17 protein-coding genes are annotated in these 16,851 nt (G+C 72.5%); 7 read left to right on the plus strand and 10 right to left on the minus strand.

All coding sequences use genetic code 11. The features are described 5' to 3' along the window. Positions 1–62: 62 nt before the first annotated feature. On the plus strand, positions 63–914 hold the full coding sequence (locus C8250_RS36590; protein WP_138354207.1) for a hypothetical protein: 852 nt from the start codon (positions 63–65) through the stop codon (positions 912–914). Positions 915–917: 3 nt separating this feature from the next. Here C8250_RS36590 and C8250_RS36595 read toward each other — a convergent pair whose 3' ends face one another. Next, positions 918–1,913 (minus strand): helix-turn-helix domain-containing protein, encoded by a 996-nt coding sequence (locus tag C8250_RS36595; protein WP_138354206.1) that lies wholly within the window; start codon positions 1,911–1,913, stop codon positions 918–920. A 196-nt stretch (positions 1,914–2,109) separates the two neighbouring features. Between C8250_RS36595 and C8250_RS36600 the strand changes: the two genes are divergently transcribed. Then, positions 2,110–3,519, plus strand: coding sequence for an alpha/beta hydrolase (locus C8250_RS36600; RefSeq protein WP_187145133.1), 1,410 nt, complete (start codon positions 2,110–2,112; stop codon positions 3,517–3,519). 337 nt (positions 3,520–3,856) lie between these two features. On the opposite strand, the gene C8250_RS36605 is transcribed toward C8250_RS36600, so the two are convergent. Together C8250_RS36605 and C8250_RS36610 are read right to left on the minus strand one after the other, a co-directional pair. Next, positions 3,857–4,726, minus strand: coding sequence for a trypsin-like serine protease (locus tag C8250_RS36605; protein WP_244809599.1), 870 nt, complete (start codon positions 4,724–4,726; stop codon positions 3,857–3,859). Between the two features lie 202 nt (positions 4,727–4,928). Beyond that, entirely contained in the window at positions 4,929–5,450 is a 522-nt protein-coding gene (locus tag C8250_RS36610) for a DUF309 domain-containing protein (protein WP_198357601.1), read from the minus strand. 206 nt (positions 5,451–5,656) lie between these two features. Here C8250_RS36610 and C8250_RS36615 point away from each other — a divergent pair, with 206 nt between their 5' ends. Next, positions 5,657–6,442, plus strand: coding sequence for a L,D-transpeptidase family protein (locus C8250_RS36615; RefSeq protein ID WP_244809601.1), 786 nt, complete (start codon positions 5,657–5,659; stop codon positions 6,440–6,442). A gap of 262 nt (positions 6,443–6,704) precedes the next feature. Here C8250_RS36615 and C8250_RS36620 read toward each other — a convergent pair whose 3' ends face one another. The 4 genes from C8250_RS36620 to C8250_RS36635 all read right to left on the minus strand — a co-directional run bounded on the left by C8250_RS36620 (position 6,705) and on the right by C8250_RS36635 (position 10,247). Further along, the gene (locus C8250_RS36620) at positions 6,705–6,926 is read right to left on the minus strand and encodes a hypothetical protein (RefSeq protein ID WP_138354203.1); all 222 of its coding nucleotides are present in this window, start codon (positions 6,924–6,926) and stop codon (positions 6,705–6,707) included. 304 nt (positions 6,927–7,230) lie between these two features. Then, positions 7,231–7,848, minus strand: coding sequence for a TNT domain-containing protein (locus C8250_RS36625; protein WP_198357600.1), 618 nt, complete (start codon positions 7,846–7,848; stop codon positions 7,231–7,233). A 261-nt stretch (positions 7,849–8,109) separates the two neighbouring features. Continuing rightward, positions 8,110–9,090 carry an acyl-CoA dehydrogenase family protein gene (locus tag C8250_RS36630; RefSeq protein WP_138354201.1) on the minus strand — a complete coding sequence of 327 codons (981 nt, stop codon included), beginning with the start codon at positions 9,088–9,090 and terminating at the stop codon, positions 8,110–8,112. Then, the gene (locus C8250_RS36635; RefSeq protein ID WP_138354200.1) at positions 9,090–10,247 is read right to left on the minus strand and encodes an acyl-CoA dehydrogenase family protein; all 1,158 of its coding nucleotides are present in this window, start codon (positions 10,245–10,247) and stop codon (positions 9,090–9,092) included. The genes C8250_RS36630 and C8250_RS36635 overlap by 1 nt, the downstream gene beginning before the upstream one ends. Positions 10,248–10,336: 89 nt before the next feature. Between C8250_RS36635 and C8250_RS36640 the strand changes: the two genes are divergently transcribed. From C8250_RS36640 to add, 4 genes are all read left to right on the plus strand, one after another. Continuing rightward, the gene (locus C8250_RS36640; protein WP_138354199.1) at positions 10,337–11,134 is read left to right on the plus strand and encodes an SDR family oxidoreductase; all 798 of its coding nucleotides are present in this window, start codon (positions 10,337–10,339) and stop codon (positions 11,132–11,134) included. 69 nt (positions 11,135–11,203) lie between these two features. Further along, positions 11,204–11,791 carry a TetR/AcrR family transcriptional regulator gene (locus tag C8250_RS36645; protein ID WP_138354248.1) on the plus strand — a complete coding sequence of 196 codons (588 nt, stop codon included), beginning with the start codon at positions 11,204–11,206 and terminating at the stop codon, positions 11,789–11,791. Positions 11,792–11,872: 81 nt separating this feature from the next. Then, entirely contained in the window at positions 11,873–13,030 is a 1,158-nt protein-coding gene (locus C8250_RS36650; protein ID WP_138354198.1) for an acetyl-CoA C-acetyltransferase, read from the plus strand. 66 nt (positions 13,031–13,096) lie between these two features. Beyond that, positions 13,097–14,113, plus strand: coding sequence for an adenosine deaminase (gene add, locus C8250_RS36655; RefSeq protein ID WP_138354197.1), 1,017 nt, complete (start codon positions 13,097–13,099; stop codon positions 14,111–14,113). An 18-nt stretch (positions 14,114–14,131) separates the two neighbouring features. Here add and C8250_RS36660 read toward each other — a convergent pair whose 3' ends face one another. From C8250_RS36660 to C8250_RS36670, 3 genes are read right to left on the minus strand one after another with little or no spacing between them, the layout of a single operon-like run. Then, positions 14,132–15,238, minus strand: a complete 1,107-nt coding sequence (locus tag C8250_RS36660) for a nitronate monooxygenase (RefSeq protein WP_138354196.1) — start codon at positions 15,236–15,238, stop codon at positions 14,132–14,134. Then, positions 15,235–16,005 carry a CoA-transferase gene (locus C8250_RS36665; protein ID WP_138354195.1) on the minus strand — a complete coding sequence of 257 codons (771 nt, stop codon included), beginning with the start codon at positions 16,003–16,005 and terminating at the stop codon, positions 15,235–15,237. Before C8250_RS36665 ends, C8250_RS36660 begins: the two co-directional genes overlap by 4 nt. Continuing rightward, positions 16,002–16,850 (minus strand): CoA-transferase, encoded by an 849-nt coding sequence (locus C8250_RS36670; protein WP_138354247.1) that lies wholly within the window; start codon positions 16,848–16,850, stop codon positions 16,002–16,004. Before C8250_RS36670 ends, C8250_RS36665 begins: the two co-directional genes overlap by 4 nt. Between the last annotated feature and the right edge of the window lies 1 nt (position 16,851).

Consider the following 16,851-nt stretch of genomic DNA (forward strand, 5'->3'; position numbering starts at 1 on the left):
CCGGGCGAACCGGTCCCCTCCACGCGGGTGGCGGCAGCGCCACCCCAAGGGAAGGCCGCTTCATGAACACCGCCTGGTCCGGACTGATCGACGACGCCGCACTGTTCCCGCCCGGGGACGTACCGCTGCCGCGGGCGCTGCCCGCGCACCTCGGCCACCGGACGGCGTGGTTCGCGGACCTCGTCGGCCCCTTCGTCTTCCCGGCCCCCCGGCTCGGCGAGCTCGCCGCCGCCATCGCGGCGCTCCCCGGCGACGACGTCATCGGCATCGGCCTGACCGTGCCCGGCGGCACCCCGGCCCTGCCGCCCGCGCTGGACCTGCTCGCGAAGGTGTCCGGCGCCCGTCTCGCGGCCGTGGAGATCGCGCTGCCCGACGGCGCCGCGATCGGTGCGGCGCTCGCCGTCCTCGACCGCGAGCTGCCCGCGGACGTCACCGCCCATGTGGAGGTACCGCGCGGCGCCCTCGGCCCGGACGTGGCCGACGCCCTCGCGGCGAGCCGGCACCACGCCAAACTGCGCACCGGCGGCACCGCCGCCGCGGCGTTCCCCGGCGAGGCGGAACTGGCCGGGGCGATCATCACCTGCGCGAGCCGCGGACTGGCCTTCAAATGCACCGCGGGACTGCACCACGCCCTGCGGCACACCGACCCCGCGACCGGCTTCGAGCACCACGGGTTCCTCAACGTCCTGCTGGCCACCGAAGCGGCGCTGGACGGGGCCGGCAGCGACGCGGTGGCGGCGCTGCTCGCCGAGCGGACGGCCGGCACGGTCCGTGACCGCGTCGAGCGGCTCGGCGCCGAAGGCGTCGCGCGGGTGCGCTCCGCCTTCACGTCCGTCGGCTCCTGCAGCGTCCACGAGCCCGTCGACGACCTGACCGCGCTGGGCCTGCTGACCGCACCGGCCGAGCAGGGCTGAGGGCTACCCCGGCGGGGAGGACAGCAGCCGCCCGCCCTGCGGAGTGCGCAGATACAGCACTTCCCGGCCCGACCGCGTGCTGCTGACCAGCCCTGCCCTGCGCAGGACACCCAGGTGGTACGAGACCGTCGCGGGACTGAGGAAGCGGGTGGCGGCCAGCGCCGTGGTGGTCGCCGGCCGGTCGAGCGAGGCGAGCAGATCGGCGCGGGTCGGGCCCAGCAGCCGGGCCAGTTCCGCGCTGGGCGGCGCCCTGTCCGCCGCCGGCGGCCGCGCCGGGTAGATCAGCGCCGGTGGCCGGAGCGGCACCCCCCGGACCGGGTCGATGGAGACGCCGATCGCGTAGGCCACCAGGGACGGCACGAGCAGCACCATCGGCACGGGCAGGGTCACCTCGAAGCGGCTGTCGACGCGGAGGGTTCCGCCGTCCCAGCGGATCGACGGATGCAGCGAGTCGAAGAGGCGGGCGGCGCCGTAGCGGGCCAGGGTCAGGGCCCGCTGGTCGACCTCGGCCTCCAGCACCGCCCGGGCCTGCGGCCAGTGGGCCGCGAAGCCGCTCTCCCAGTAGCGGCCCAGCTCGTCCGCGGCGCGCTCGGCCAGATACCGGCCGCCGCGGTCCAGCGTCTCGCGCACCACGTCCGGCAGTTCCCGTCCCGCCAGCCCGTTCGCGGGGCGGCCGACCCGCACCGCCTCCATTTCGGCGACGACCCGCTCCGGCGGGGTGGTGCGCACCTGCTCCAACTCGTCGGCGACATCGGGGGAGGGGACACTCGGATACGGAGTCAGGAAGTCCGGCAGATAACCGGCCCGGTCCACCGCGAGCGCGGTCAGCAGCGGCAGGTCCTCCCGGCGCAGCAGCCGCCGGGCCCGGTACACCCAGGGGTCCGCGCTCAGCGGTCCCCGCACTCCCCACGGCATCAGGGTGCCGGCCGCCTCGATCAGCGGTGAGACGGCGAACCGGGACCTGGCCAGCCCGGTGGAGTCCACTGCCAGTCGGATCATGCTCTCCCCCGGGGCCCCGCGGCCCGCTCACCCTTTGAACCTCATCGAATCCTGGCACAAACGCTCGCGGTACGGCGGGGCACATAGCAGCCTGTGCGGTGCGGGGGCGCACCGTCGGACGGACGGGGGAGTCCGGGCGGCGCGCCCCCGTTCAGCCGTACAAAACGGCGGAACAACGGGGATTGGGGACGGGTCCATGGTCGCAGTGCGGTTCCGCAGACGGACGATGACGGGGCTGGTGGCCCTGGCGGCCGCCGGCGCGCTCACAGCAGGGGCGGCCCCCACGGCCGTTCCCGCCGGGGCGCCGGCCACCGCGCCCCAGCGCACGGGTCACCTCACCGGGCAGGCGCCGTGCCCGGGGCAGGAGAAATTCACCTGCGCCACCCTCGCCGTCCCGCTCGACCACTCCGGGCGCACCCATGGCACCCTGGCGCTCAGCGTGGCCATGACCGGCAACACCCGGGCACCCAAGGGCGATCTGATCTTTCTCGCCGGAGGACCGGGGCAGCCGGGCGTGCCCCTCATGACCAGGATCGCGGGCATCATGGCGCCCGTACTCGGCCAGTACCGGATGATCATGATCGACCAGCGGGGCACCGGCGCGGGCGCGCTCCAATGCCCGCAACTCCAGAAGGAGATGGGATCCTCCGACCTGACGCCGCCCACTCACCAGGCCGTCAAGGACTGCGCGGCCGCCATCGGCCCCGACCGGCGCTACTTCAGCACCGCCGACACCGTCGGCGACCTGGACCTGCTGCGGCAGGCGCTGGGCGCCCGCAGGATCACCCTGGACGGCGTCTCCTACGGCACCTTCGTCGCCGAACGGTACGCACTGGCGCACCCGGACCGGGTCAACCGGCTGGTGCTGGACTCGGTGGTGCCGCAGCAGGGCGACAACCTGCCGGACCTGACCACCCTCACCGCCACCGCCCGGGTGCTGCGCGCCGCCTGCGCGGCCACCGCGTGCACCACCGACCCGGCCCGTGACCTCGCCCAGGTGGTGCGGACCTACCACAACGGGCCCGCCGTCCTGGACATGATCACCACCTACGAGTTCGTCGACCCCGACTTCAAGGGCGTCCCCGAGGCGCTGCACCTGGCGGCGGCCGGCCAGCCGCAGACCTTGCAGGGGTACATCGACGGCACCCGGGAAGGGTCGGCGGCCACGGCCGAGCAACTCAGCCAGGGTCTGCACGCCAGCACGCTGTGCGCCGACTACCACTACCCGTGGGGCACGTCCGACACTCCGGTCGACGGCCGGGCCGCGGCGCTGGACAGGGTCGAGCGCAAGCTCGCACCGGCCCGCACCTGGCCCTTCGACGCGGCCACCGCCACCCGTAACGGCTTCATCCTCAGCTGCCTGGACTGGCCGCGCGAACCCGTGCCGGCGGCCCCGCCCCGTCACCGGAAACTGCCCCGGGTGCCGGTGCTGCTGCTCGGCGGCGACCGGGACGTGTCCACCCCGATGGAATGGCTCCGCCAGGAGGCGAAGATGGCCCCGCTCGGCCAGGTCGTGATCGTGCCCGGAGCGGCGCACTCCGTGCAGAGCCGGGCCACCAGCGACGCCGGACGCCAGGCGGTCTACGATTTCCTGCTGCGCGGCTGACAGCGGCCCATCGAACGCGAGGCCCCCGCCGGCCCTTCCCCGGGCACCGGCAGGGGCCTCGTCGCTCGTGGCCGTGCTACAGCCCGTCACGAGCCCCGCTCAAGACCGGGCATTGAAGATGGGACCAGGCCAACGACCAGCCCGACCCACCAGGTTGCGCCGCCTGCTGGGTCGGGCCCTTCACCCGCCGTCGGGGCGGGTGAGGGTGTGACAGCGTCGGCCCCGGGATCCGCGGCCAACTCCGGGTCCCGGGGCCGACGTCTACACGCGCGGACCCTGCGCTCCGGCGCCGGTGGGGTGATTCGATTTCGCGCAGCATCTTTTCCATCGAACCGATCTACTGCGAGGCCGCGACGGCCTTCTCGTAGAGGGAACCGATCACGCTGTCGAAGGCCGGGCTGTACGAGACGTCCGGAGTGTCGCCGCCCTCCTCGTAGCCGCCGATGACACCGATGACCGTCCCGGTACCGGTGTCCGGGTCCAGGCCGGTGACCCAGGGGCTACCGCTGGTCCCGCCCGTGTAGTCGGTGCAGGCGATCCGCAGTTGGTCGGCGGTGTACGCCATGGCGTCGTTGTAGCAGGTGAGCGGTGCGTCCGCGGTGGACGGGTAGCCGGTGATCCGTACGGTGGTGGCCGTCGTCCCGTCGTTGTCGCCGCTCCCGCTGGTGCCGATCGTGTAGCCGCCGACCACGTCCTGGATCTCACGGCCGTTCACAGGCGCCACCTCGGCGAACGCCACGTCCAGGTCCTGGTCCGCGCCGCTCGTCCACCCCGGGGCGAGCGTCACGCTCTCCAGCGGCCAGACACCGTACGGTGCTTCGCCGTCGTGGTAACCCGGTACGAAGACCGTGTCGCCGGTACCCCCGGACAGGCAGTGCGCCGCGGTCACGACGACGTTCTTGCCGGCGCTCTGCACCACGCTCGCCGTGCAGTAATGGCCGCCGGACAGCCCGCCGTCGAAGAGCGCGCCGACCTGCTTGATGCTCGCCGTCGCGTGCACGGTGTTCGACACCCCGGGAAGCCCGGCGAACACAGCGGGCCCACTCACCGCTTCGGAGGCCGCGAACGGCGACTCGCCCGTCGCGACGACCACTCCGGTCCCCGCGACCGTGACGGTCAGCCAGGCCACGACCAGGACACCGGTCCTGCCCAGCAGACGGGACAGGGTATGAACCGTTCCGCGCATGGGCTGCAGACGCTTTTTCATACGGCGGGCCCTCTCTCGTCGCCCCGGTTGACCTGATCATCCCGAGCCAGTGTGAGAGTCCTGTGAGAGCGCTGTGTGAGCGTTCTGAGAAGAGCCGGCAGCGCGGCCAGGTGGCGGTATCGAATGCTTCGCTTGCACGGGCGACTCCTTGAACAGATGAGCGATGTCTTACATCTGTACTTGGGCCGGGCGTCCAAACGCGTTACACGCCTTCTTCCACCACCAGCCGCGGAGCCGGGGCGCCCTGCGCCGCACCGGGACGGTCCGCCAGCTCGCGGGCCCAGCCGACGAGGCCCGCGATGTCGATCCCGTACGGCGCGGCGTCCCGGTACGGCTCGATGCCGTCAGCGCCCCTGCGCAACAGGGTCGCCGCGCCCGACGCGTTGCCCCGCAGCGCGTGGGTGAGCCCCACGGCGAGCTGTGCCAGGGCGCGCCACAGCGCCCGCTGCGGCTCGTCGGCCGCCTTCCACGCGTCCTCCAGCACCTCATGGGCGTGGAACGGCAGCCCCGCGTCGAGCAGTCGCTGCGCCTCGGCCAGCGACTGCCCGGGGGAGCGCGGCACGCCCTCGGGCTGCCGCTCCACGCCGGGCGCCCCGTACGGCAGGGGCCGGCCGAGTCCGTCGCGTGGCCGGGCGTTGCGGGCCCGCCCTGACGGGTCGCGGTCGCGGTCGTCGGGCAGGGCACTGTCGTACGGGGAGGTCTCGTCCATCGTGCGATTGTTCATCAGTTCCCCTCCCGGATGTGTGAGGGACGGGTCAGGACATCTGGGACGGATGTCGGCCCGGAGGCCCCCAGCGGGCCCGGACTTTGCGAGTATCGCTGCCCATGAGGCCCGTCACAGTGCCCGAAACGCGAACCAGCCATGGCCGCCACCGCGCGCGGCACCGGTCCCGGCGTCGCGCTTCCGGCCGGACGGCCGCCCTGGCCGGGGTGACGACGGTGTTGTCGCTGGCCACCGCAGCGGCCTGGTTCGGGTTCGGTTCCATCGGCCCGATCGACCCCCTCATCGGCCCGCGGTCGCAGGACCGGGCGGCCTCGGTCCCCGCCGTCGTCAGGACCGGCGCAGGGCCCCCGTCGGCGACCGTGGCCGACGCCGCCCAGGACAACGCGCCCGCCGGCCACGCGACCGACCGGATCCCCGGTCTTGGCCCCGCCACCCTCGCGGCGATCCCCACCGCCTCCCACCAGGTACTGCTCGCCTCGGGCCGGGCGAAGGACTCCTCCGACTCCACCGTCACCCTGTGGACCCGGGCCGCCGACGGCCGCTGGCGGGCGGGAGCCGCCTGGCCCGCGCACAACGCCCTGCGCGGCTGGACCGGCACACACCAGGAGGGCGATCTGCACAGCCCCGTAGGGGTCTTCACGCTCAGCGACGCCGGCGGCTTCAAGCCCGACCCGGGCAGCGGACTGCCGTACCACCGCTCCCAGGGCTTCACCGCGGGCGGCACCGGATTCCGCGGCGAGGCGCTGGGCGGGTCCTTCGACTACGTCGTCGCCATCGACTACAACCGCGTGCCGGGTGCGTCCCCGCTGGACAGCAGACAGCCGCTGGGCAAAAGCCGCGGCGGCGGCATCTGGATCCACGTCGACCACGGCGGCCCGACGCACGGCTGCGTCAGCCTGTCCGCAGCACACATGGTCGACCTGCTGCGCGCCCTCGACCCGCGGAGCCACCCGGTGATCGCCATGGGCGACGGGGCCTCACTGGCGCGCTGAACCGACCCCCGGGCCGCGAAAGTCATGAGATTCGTGCCGGAGCCGGGGAACTTCACGGGCTGGGAACACGTCTGAACGGTGGGGAGTTGGAGCATGAAGAGATGGTGCGGCGGCCCGGTGGACCGGAGCCGGGATACTGGCCGGCGTCTCGCGCCGGGCGCGGGCATGCCGGAGTTTCGAGCCGGCCCTGAGGTCCCTTGGGCTCAGGGCGGCGGGCGGGGAGAATCCTGGCCGCGTCCTTGCGGGGGCGCGGCCAGGAACCTCAGAGCTTCGTTACCTTCGAGTACGGCTTGATGATCCGTACCTGGCGGGATCCGAAGTCGGCAAGCACGGCGACCTCGTCCTCGACACCGATGATTCGGCCGAGTCCATAGACGTCATGCGTTACCCGGTCACCCACCTCGAAGTTCTCGACGGGAGGGGCGACCGGAATCCGGAAGGGGCTGGCGGGCAGGTGGCGGCGGGTCACGGCTGATTTCGTCATTACCCCCAGTATGGCCCCTCTCAGGCCCCTACGGTCCTCCCAGCCGGATCGCTTTCTTCCGGACCACCGTCGCGGAGTACCGCCCGGTAGGCAGCTGATGGTGCCCGGCGGGGCCATCTGCTGAGTTCATCGCGGCAGCGGTCACTGAGCGTGAATCACCGGTAACGGCCTTGGAGGCCGCCACTGGATCTTCCGATTTCCGCCTGCGCGACATCTGTCCACGCCGGAACGCTCCTGTACAGCGTGCTTGCGACTACCGTCGGTTCCGTATCATCACTCTCGGCGATCGTCCTTTTTGTGGGCCCTAGACAAGCCGCTGCAAATAGCCGTTGGCCACCAGCCACATGACGTTGAGAGCGGTCGGGGAGCCGGGCACGAGGGTCGCGTCCAGCTGGTACTGGAGGCCGTAGCCGGGCTGTGCGAACCAGGGTGCGATCGGTCCCGCGTCCACGGTGAAGGGCTTGAGGACGCGGTAGTCGTGGTAGTTGCAACCGGCCGCGGGAGTGCCGTCCAGGCTCTGCGGCGGGATGGAGCGGTTGGCGTACGGCAGGCCCTCGGGTGCGAGGAAGGAGCCGTACTCACTGCCGAACCGGTCGATGTCCTGGCCGGGGAGCAGGGTCTGCTGCCACTCGACGGGCCGGCCGTCGGGGCCGATGACGTAGCCGTTCTGGGGCGGGTAGATCCAACTGGTGCCGGTGTTGTACGTCGACAGGAACGCCTGCTCGGAGAGCCCGCCCGTGCGCTGGTACAGGAACAGCTCGTTCCCGACGGCGCCCCTGGTGGGCAGCACCTCCGGGCCGAGCCGTGGGTCTCCTTCGAAGAGGGACGCCGAGCACTCGGTCCGTGCGGTGCCGGCGTTCGCCGGCTCGGTGGTGGTGGCAGCGGCGGCACCGGCGGTGGAGAGCAGTAAGGCTCCCGCCACCAGTGAAACGAACAGCTGACGCAGCCTCATATAGCCCCTGGTCAATCGGGTTGGTCACGAGTTGCAACCGGAGGATCACAGCAGACGCAGTGGGGGGCGGGCAATGGCGCCCAAGCGTTCGAACGGCGGCGAGGGGGCCGGGATCGGAGGCGTAGGGGTTCGAAATGCTGCCGAGCTATTTGTGGGCCGCCAGGCCCGTAAATAGTCGATTTCGAACCCCTGCGCCGGAGAGCCCGGCCCCGGTACCCAGGACGCACCCGGCTACCCCGCAAGCACCCGCGCCCGACACTCGGCCGGCGTGCCCCACGCCGTGCGCAGCGCGGTCGCCTTGCCGATCCACAACGAAAGGTCGTACTCGGCCGTGTAGCCGATCGCCCCGTGCAGCTGGAGCGCGGTGCGGGCCGCCGCATAGGCGGCTTCGCCGCAGGCGACCTTGGCGGCGGCGATGTCGCGGCCCGCGCCCGGCGAGCCGCCGGCCAGTGCCACCGCCGCCCCGTAAAGGAGCGGGCGGGCGAACTCCAGACCGAGGAGGGCGTTCGCGAGCTGGTGCTTGACGGCCTGGAAGCCACCGATGGCGGTGCCGAACTGGGTGCGCTGCTTTACGTAGGCCACCGTCTGTTCCACCAGGGCGAGGCCGGTGCCCAGGGACTGGGCGGCGGTCGCGAAGGAGGCCCAGTCGGCCGCCTCGCGCACGGCGTCCCGTACGGCCGGGCCGGACATGAGCGGTTCGCCCCCCGTGGGGCGGGCGAGCCGGCGGGCGGGGTCGAGCGAGGCGCGGACCGGCCCGTGGCCGGTCGCGAGCGCGAGGCCGTCCGCCACGACATGGAAGACCGCGTCAGCGGCATCCGCGTCCAGGGCGTACGAGCCGGCCGGCGCCAGCGTCACGAGCACCTCGCCGGAGGCGATGCGCGGCAGCCATTCCTTCGCCGGACCGCGGTCCCCGAGTCCCCGCAGGAGGGCGCAGACGGCGATGGTCTCGGCCAGCGGCCCCGGCACCGCGTGCCGGCCCAGCTCCACGAATGCCGCGGCGAGTTCGACGGGGAGCGGTCCGAGGCCGTCGTACTCCTCGGGGACCGCCAGGGCGAAGACGCCGGTCCCGGCGAGACGTTCCCACAGGGCGCGGCCCGGGCCGTGGTCGCCCGCCGACCAGGCGCGGACGACGGCCGGGGTGTCCGCCGCGGCCAGCAGCTGGTCCAGGGTGCGGACGAAGGCGGTCTGTTCGGCGTCGAGCAGGAACCGCATCACCGGCGTCCCTTCGGGAGGCCGAGCAGCCGCTCGGCGATGATGTCGCGCTGGATCTCGTTGGTTCCGGCGTAGATCGGCCCGGCGAGCGAGAAGACGTAGCCCTCCGCCCAGCCGCCGCCGTCGTCCCCGTCGGCGAGTTCGCCGTCGGAGCCGAGCAGGTCGAGGGCGGTTTCGTGCAGCCTGATGTCGAGTTCCGACCAGAAGACCTTGTTGAGGCTGGACTCGGCGCCGATGTCCCCGCCCTCCGCGAGACGGGAGGCGTTGGTGAAGGTGAAGAGCCGGTAGGCGCGGGCGCCGATCACCGCGTCGGCGACCCGGTCGCGCAGCGCCGTGTCGTGCGGGTCCGCCCGCTCGCGCCACAGCGCGGTCAGACGGTCGGCGGCGGCCAGGAAGCGGCCGGGGCTGCGCAGGGTGAGGCCGCGCTCGTTGCCCGCCGTGCTCATCGCGACCCGCCAGCCCTGGCCGGGGGCGCCGATGATGTCCTCGTCGGGGACGAAGACGTCGTCCAGGAAGAGCTCGGCGAAGGCGGGCTTGCCGTCGAGGCGTCCGATGGGCCGTACCGTCACGCCCGGCGCGTCCAGGGCGAACATCAGGTACGTCAGACCGCGGTGCGGCCGGTCCGCCGCCGGGTCGCTGCGGAAGAGGCCGAACGCGCGGTCGGCGAAGGCGGCGCGGGACGACCAGGTCTTCTGTCCGTTCAGCAGCCAGCCGCCGTCGGCGCGGGTAGCGGTGGAGCGCAGCGAGGCCAGGTCGCTGCCCGCTTCCGGTTCCGACCAGGCCTGCGCCCAGATGGTCGCGCCGCTCGCCATGGCGGGCAGGATGCGGGCGCGCTGCTCGTCGGTGCCGTGCTCGAAGAGGGTCGGGGCGAGCAGGTTGATGCCGTTCTGGCTGACCCGGCCGGGCGCGTTCGCGGCGTAGTACTCCTCCTCGAACACCAGCCAGCGCAGGATCGAGGCGCCCCGGCCGCCGTACTCCTCGGGCCAGGACACCACCGACCAGCGGGCGCCGGACAGCTCGCGCTCCCAATCGCGGTGGGCGGCGAAGCCCTCGGCGGTCTCCAGGGAGGGCAGCGCGGTGGCGGGGACGTGCGCGGCGAGCCAGGCGCGGGCCTCGGCCCGGAACGTGTCCTCCCCGGGCGTGAAGTCGAGGTCCATCGGATTCCGTCCTCCCCTACGAGCCTTCCCTAACAAGTGTTTGGTAGATTAACGTACGCCCCGTCAGCCGTCGAGGAGGAGTTCCGCGTATGACCGCGAACCTGGGTACCCCGCCCCCGTATCCGCAGGGGCACGACCTCCTGGCCGGGCGCACCGCCGTCGTCACCGCGGCGGCGGGCGCCGGTATCGGCGGCGCCACCGCGCGCCGACTGCTGGAGGAGGGCGCGAGCATCGTCATCGGCGACGCGCACCCCCGCCGGATCAAGGAGTCCGCCGAGGCGCTGGCGGCGGAGTTCGGCGCGGACCGGGTGGCGGGCGTGGCCTGCGACGTCACCAGCGAGGACGACGTCACCGCGCTGTTCGACCTCGCCGAGGAGCGGCACGGACGGCTCGACATCCTCGTCAACAACGCGGGGCTCGGCGGGACCACCGAGCTCGTCGACATGACGGACGAGCAGTGGTCCAAGGTCCTCGACGTCACTCTCGGCGGCACGTTCCGCTGCACCCGTGCCGCACTCCGCCGGATGCGGCGGGCCGGCAGCGGCGGCGTCATCGTCAACAACGCCTCCGTGGTCGGCTGGCGCGCCCAGGCGGGGCAGGCGCACTACGCCGCCGCCAAGGCGGGCGTCATGGCGCTCACCCGCTGCGCCGCCGTCGAGGCGGCCGCCTACGGGGTCAGGGTCAACGCGGTCTCGCCCAGCCTGGCCATGCACCCGCACCTGGCGAAGGTCACCACCCCCGAGCTGCTCGCCGAACTGACCGAGCGGGAAGCCTACGGGCGGTACGCAGAACCGTGGGAGATCGCCAACGTGATCGTCTTCCTGGCCAGCGGCTACTCCTCGTACCTGACCGGCGAGACCGTGTCGGCCAGCAGCCAGCACGCGTGAGGCGAGAATGACCCGGTGCCGAAAAGCAGCCAGAGCAGCAAGAGCAGCAAGAGCAGCAAGAAGACGACGATGACCGCCGCCCCCGAGCGCCGCGGCGAACTCCTGGCGACCGCGGCCGAGGTGTTCGCCGCGCAGGGCTACAACGCGACGACCGTCCGGCGCATCGCCGACGAGGCGGGAATGCTCGCGGGCAGCCTCTACTACCACTTCGACTCCAAGGAATCGATGGTCGACGAGATCCTCTCGACCTTCCTCAACGAACTGTGGGCCGGGTACGACGAGGTGCTGGCCGCCGGCCTCGGGCCCAGGGAGACCATCGAGGCCCTGGTCACGCAGTCCTTCAAGGAGATCGACCGGCACCGGGCGGCGGTGGCGATCTACCAGAAGGAAGCCAGACACCTGGCCGCCCAGCCGCGCTTCGGCTATCTCGCCGACTCGCAGGTGAAGTTCGAACGGGCCTGGCTGGGGACGCTGGAGCGCGGGGTGGCCGCCGGAGTCTTCCGCGCCGACCTCGACGTCCGGCTCACCTACCGGTTCGTCCGCGACACCGTCTGGGTCGCGGCCTCCTGGTACCGGCCGGGCGGACAGCACAGCCCGGAGGAGATCGCCCGGCAGTACCTGTCGATGGTGCTGGACGGCGTGGCCGTCCGGAGCTGAGCCGAACAACCGGCATGGACGACCGGCATCGACAACCGACATGGACGAAGCGACATTCGTGAAGGACACCGAGGAGTAGTCATGGCCGAGGCCTACATCGTCGAAGCGGTCCGCACCCCGATCGGCAGGCGCAAGGGCGGACTGTCCGCCGTGCACCCCGCCGACCTCGGCGCACATGTCCTCAAGGCGCTCATGGAGCGTTCGGGAGCCGACCCGGCGGCGGTCGAGGACGTGGTGTTCGGCTGCCTGGACACCGTCGGCCCGCAGGCCGGCGACATCGCCAGGACGGCGTGGCTGGCGGCGGGCCTTCCCGAGGAGGTGCCCGGGGTGACCGTCGACCGGCAGTGCGGCTCCTCCCAGCAGGCCGTGCACTTCGCCGCCCAGGCGGTGCTCTCCGGCACCAGCGACCTGGTGGTCGCGGGCGGTACCCAGAACATGTCGATGATCCCCATCGCCTTCGCCAGCCGGCAGGCCGCCGACCCGCTCGGCCTCACCGAGGGCCCGTTCGCCGGCTCGGAGGGCTGGCGGGCCCGCTACGGCGACCAGCCCGTCAACCAGTTCCACGGCGCCGAACTGATCGCCGACAAGTGGGGCATCACCCGTGAGGCGATGGAGGAGCTCGCGCTGCGCTCCCACCAGCGGGCGCTGCGCGCCATCGACGAGGGACGGTTCGACCGCGAGATCGTCGCGTACGGCGCTGTGACCACCGACGAGGGACCGCGCCGGGACACCAGCCTGGAGAAGATGGCCGCCCTCAAACCGGTGGTGGAGGGCGGCAGGATCACCGCCGCCGTCTCCTCGCAGGTCTCCGACGGGGCCTCGGCGATGCTGATCGCCTCCGAGCGCGCGGTCGCCGAGCACGGCCTGACGCCGCGGGCCCGGATCCACCATCTGTCCTGCCGCGGCGAGGACCCGATCCGGATGCTGTCCGCGCCGATCCCCGCGACGGCGTACGCGCTGAAGAAGACCGGGCTGTCCATGGACGACATCGACCTGGTCGAGATCAACGAGGCGTTCGCCCCCGTCGTGCTCGCCTGGCTCAAGGAGACCGGCACCGACCCCGGAAAGGTCAACGTCAACGGCGGCGCCATCGCGCTGGGTCACCCGCTCGGGGCCACCGGCACCAAGCTGATGACGACGCTGCTGCACGAACTGGAGCGCACCGGCGGCCGGTACGGCCTGCAGACCATGTGCGAGGGCGGCGGCCAGGCCAACGTCACCATCATTGAGCGGTTGTAGGGCCGGTCCTGGAACGGCGGGGCAATTCGTTCGACGGCTCCCACACCCGGTGGCAGGCTTCCCGGTATGACGTCGACTCCCGCCACGACGCGTGATCTGCGCGCGCTTCCCAAGGCCCACCTGCACGTCCACCTGGAAAGCACCGTGCGGTGGCAGACCCTGGCGGAGATCGGGGCCGCGAACGGGGTGGAGATCCCCGCGCATCTGGTGGACGGCGGACACGCCTTCGAGAGCTTCGCGGACTTCTTCGCGCAGAACGACCTGGTCCGGTCCTGCCTCCGCCGGCCGGCGGACTTCCACCGGATCGCCTACGAGTTCTGCGAGGACGAGGCGGCCAACGGCACCCGCTACGCCGAGGTGTCCTTCACCGCCGCCGGCCACGGCGAACGGCTCGGCGATCTCGACATGCCGCTGGTGAGCGTGCTGGAAGGGCTGGCGGCGGGCCAGGAAACGTTCGGCATCGAGTGCCGGGTGCTGCTCGACCACTCCCGCCGCCGGTCGGTGGAGCGCGCCTGGCGCACCCTGGAGCTCGCCGAGCGCCACGCCGGGGCCGGCGTGGTGGGCATCGGGGTCGCGGGGGACGAGGCGCACCCCGTCGAACCGTTCGCGGAAGTCTTCGTCGCCGCCCGCAAGGCCGGGCTGCACATCGTGCACCACGCGGGAGAGGCCTGTGGGCCGGAGAGCATCCGTGCGGCCCTGGACATCGGGGGAGCCGAGCGGATCGGACACGGCATCCGGATCCTGGACGACGAGGCACTCGTCGCCGAGGTGCGGGAGCGGCGGATCCCGCTGGAGGTGTGCCCGTCGTCGAACGTCGCCCTCGGCTTCGCGGCGTCGCTGCGCGCGCACCCGCTGGAGCGGATGCGCGCGGCCGGGCTGTTCGTCACGCTCAGCACCGACATCCCGTCGATGATCAACGTGTCACTGGCGCGCGAGTACGAGCTCGTCCGTGACGCCTTCGGCTACGACGACGAGGTGCTGGCCGAACTGGCCCGCGCCGGAGTGGACGCCTCCTTCGCGCCGGACGGGACCAAGGCGCGGCTGCGGGCGGAGATCGACGACTGGCTGGCCCAGGGCGCCTGACGACCGGGCTGCGGGGGCTTACCGCACCGGCTCCCGGGGCAGCGCGCCGAGCGCCGCCCAGGCCTCCGTCATGATCCGGCCGACGAGCTCCGCGCACGACGGCAGGTCCTCGATCAGGCCCGCGACCTGGCCCGAGGCCATCACCCCGAGGTCAGTGCGGCCCTCGACCATCGACGCCTTGAGCATCATCGGGGTGTTGGCGGCCAGCAGCACCTGGCTCCAGGTCAGCTCCTTGCCGTGCTTCATCGCGAGACCATCGCGGACCATCTGCCGCCAGCCGAGCCCGGAATCGTGCTTGAGCCCGGCCGCGTGCCGCAGGGCGCGCAGCAGGGCGGCGGGCCGGCCCGAGCGTTCCAGGGCGTCGACGAGTTCCGAGCGCAGCATCCGGTGCGGCAGGCCGTCGACCTTGGTGGTGACGGTGACGTCCTTGACCGACGCCGCCAGATAGCGGGCCTTGACCGCGGCCGGGACCGTGCTGTCGGAGGTGAGCAGGAAGCGGGTGCCCATCGCGATCCCGGCCGCCCCGTACGCCAGGGCGGCGACCAGCCCGCGGCCGTCGAAGAAGCCGCCGGCCGCGATGACGGGGATGCCGACGGCGTCCACGACCTGCGGGAGCAGCACCGTCGTCGCGACGTTGCCGGTGTGGCCACCGCCCTCGCCGCCCTGCACCAGAACGGCGTCGGCGCCCCACGCCTCGACCTTCTCCGCGTGGCGGCGGGCGCCGATGGACGGGATGACGACCACGCCCGCGTCCTTGAGGCGGGCGATCAGGTCCCGGGACGGCGCCAGGGCGAAGGACGCGACCCGCACGCCCTCCTCGATGAGGATGCCGACCCGCTCGGCGGCGTCGCCCGCGTCCGCCCGCAGATTGACGCCGAACGGTGCGTCGGTCCGCGACCGGACCTCTTTCACGGCAGCGCGCAGTTGCTCCGTCGTCATGGTGGCGGAGGCGAGAATGCCCAGCGCCCCCGCGTTCGCGGTGGCGGACACCAGCCGGGGGCCCGCCACCCAGCCCATCCCGGTCTGCACGATCGGGTACCGCACTCCGACGAGCTTGGTCAGCGGGGTCTCGAACGAGGCCGGGGTGTCGAACGACGCGGGGGTCCCGTCGGGCGGCCCGCTCATGCCCGTACCTCGCGGTCCCGCAGGCCCCGGGGGTCGATCACCTCGCGGATCAGCCGCAGTTCGGCGTCCGTCGGCTCACGGGTGAACGGGACGTCGGCGGGGATCACGAGCGGGAAGCCGGTGGCGTCCTGCACCTGTTCCGCCGTTACCCCCGGGTGCAGGGAGCGGATCCGCATCGACCGGTCCGGGGTGTCGAAGTCGAAGACGGCGAGGTCGGAGACGACCCGGCGGATCTCGTGGAACCGGGTCGCGGTCTTCCCGGCCGTCGCCGCGCGGTCGTAGCCGACGCCGCTGACCATGTCGACCCGCGCGACGAAGACCCGGGAGGAATGCCTCGGCACCCAGTAACTGGTCGGATTGTTGAGGGTGTTGACGGGTGCGCCCCGGGAGCCCAGCAGCTGGCGCTTGGGCTGTTCCCAGTCGCCGATGCAGGAGATGTTCTGATTGCCGAACCGGTCCACCTGGCTGGCGCCCATCATTACGTGCCGTTTGCCACCGGTGACCATCGCCAGGTGCTGGCGGTACGGCAGCCAGCCCTCGATCAGCTCCGACGCGCCCCCGATCGCCGGGACGTCGCCGATCAGCATCGCCTCGCCGTCGGTGAGCAGCAGATCGGGCGAGAAGGTGAGCTTCGCCAGCCGGGCGCCGATCGCCGGCACGGTGCCCATCGGGCTGGCGAGGATCTCACCGTCCCCGCGCCAGGCTTCAGCACACGCCACCACGCAGTACTCGGCGCGGGTCACGCCTGAAGTGTCCTTCGCGTTCATGCGCCCTCCTTCGCGAACGCCGCCACGGCGGCCTGGTAGGTGTCCTCGTCGCCGGACAGGAAGCGGTCGGTGAACTCCCGCCATGCCGCTGGGTCGGCGGCGGCCTTGGCGTACGCGCTCTGGAACGCCTCGTCCCGGTCGTAGTCCGGGGCGCAGGACGTGAAGTGGGCGCCGTTCGGGGTCTCGACGACCCCGGTGACCGAGTGCCGCTTCACCAGCAGTGTCTGGGGCGCGCCTGCCTGCAGGAGCTCGGCGCTGTCGACGATGCGTTCGCAGCTGACGTACGCGGTGTCGGCCGCCTCGCAGAACAGGTCGTCGAAGTACGGGTCGGGGCCCAGGTACTGGCCGTTGCCGAACGCGTCGGCCCGGTTCAGGTGGACGAGCGCCGCGTCGAGCCGGAGGGCGGGCACGGCCACCAGTTCCTCGCCGTCCTCGTACGGGGAGACGACGGTCCGCAGGCCGGGGTTGACCCGCATCAGGTCCGAGCCGAGCCCGGCCCGGATCGGCATGAAGGGCAGCCGGTGGACGGCGGCGGTCAGCCCCCACATGAACATCGCCTCGTCCAGCTCCGTCATCTCGAAGGCGGCGCTCTCGCGGGCGGCCCGGAAGTGCGGTTCCAGCGGGATCGAGTCCAGGGTGGTGAAGGCGGCGACCAGTTTGCGGATCTTGCCGGCCGCGGCCAGCAGTCCGACGTCGGGGCCGCCGTAGGAGACCACGGTCAGGTCCGTGACGTCCGAGCGGAGCAGCGCCCGGATCAGGGCCATCGGCTTGCGGCGTGACCCCCAGCCGCCGATGCCGAGGGTCATCCCGCTCCCCAGCCGGCCGACGACCTGGTCGGCGGTCATG

Source organism: Streptomyces sp. So13.3 (assembly GCF_005860785.2).
GTDB classification, from domain to species: domain Bacteria; phylum Actinomycetota; class Actinomycetes; order Streptomycetales; family Streptomycetaceae; genus Actinacidiphila; species Actinacidiphila fildesensis.

Bases quoted from the DNA above. Each gene is read 5' to 3' on its own strand.
- C8250_RS36650 (WP_138354198.1), top strand. From the start codon at position 11,873: ATGGCCGAGGCCTACATCGTCGAAGCGGTCCGCACCCCGATCGGCAGG.
- C8250_RS36630 (WP_138354201.1), bottom strand. From the start codon at position 9,090: ATGCGGTTCCTGCTCGACGCCGAACAGACCGCCTTCGTCCGCACCCTG.
- C8250_RS36645 (WP_138354248.1), top strand. From the start codon at position 11,204: ATGACCGCCGCCCCCGAGCGCCGCGGCGAACTCCTGGCGACCGCGGCC.
- C8250_RS36660 (WP_138354196.1), bottom strand. From the start codon at position 15,238: ATGAGCGGGCCGCCCGACGGGACCCCCGCGTCGTTCGACACCCCGGCC.
- C8250_RS36670 (WP_138354247.1), bottom strand. From the start codon at position 16,850: ATGACCGCCGACCAGGTCGTCGGCCGGCTGGGGAGCGGGATGACCCTC.
- C8250_RS36600 (WP_187145133.1), top strand. From the start codon at position 2,110: ATGGTCGCAGTGCGGTTCCGCAGACGGACGATGACGGGGCTGGTGGCC.
- C8250_RS36635 (WP_138354200.1), bottom strand. From the start codon at position 10,247: ATGGACCTCGACTTCACGCCCGGGGAGGACACGTTCCGGGCCGAGGCC.
- C8250_RS36605 (WP_244809599.1), bottom strand. From the start codon at position 4,726: ATGAAAAAGCGTCTGCAGCCCATGCGCGGAACGGTTCATACCCTGTCC.
- C8250_RS36620 (WP_138354203.1), bottom strand. From the start codon at position 6,926: ATGACGAAATCAGCCGTGACCCGCCGCCACCTGCCCGCCAGCCCCTTC.
- C8250_RS36610 (WP_198357601.1), bottom strand. From the start codon at position 5,450: ATGAACAATCGCACGATGGACGAGACCTCCCCGTACGACAGTGCCCTG.
- C8250_RS36665 (WP_138354195.1), bottom strand. From the start codon at position 16,005: ATGAACGCGAAGGACACTTCAGGCGTGACCCGCGCCGAGTACTGCGTG.
- C8250_RS36640 (WP_138354199.1), top strand. From the start codon at position 10,337: ATGACCGCGAACCTGGGTACCCCGCCCCCGTATCCGCAGGGGCACGAC.
- C8250_RS36595 (WP_138354206.1), bottom strand. From the start codon at position 1,913: ATGATCCGACTGGCAGTGGACTCCACCGGGCTGGCCAGGTCCCGGTTC.
- add (WP_138354197.1), top strand. From the start codon at position 13,097: ATGACGTCGACTCCCGCCACGACGCGTGATCTGCGCGCGCTTCCCAAG.
- C8250_RS36590 (WP_138354207.1), top strand. From the start codon at position 63: ATGAACACCGCCTGGTCCGGACTGATCGACGACGCCGCACTGTTCCCG.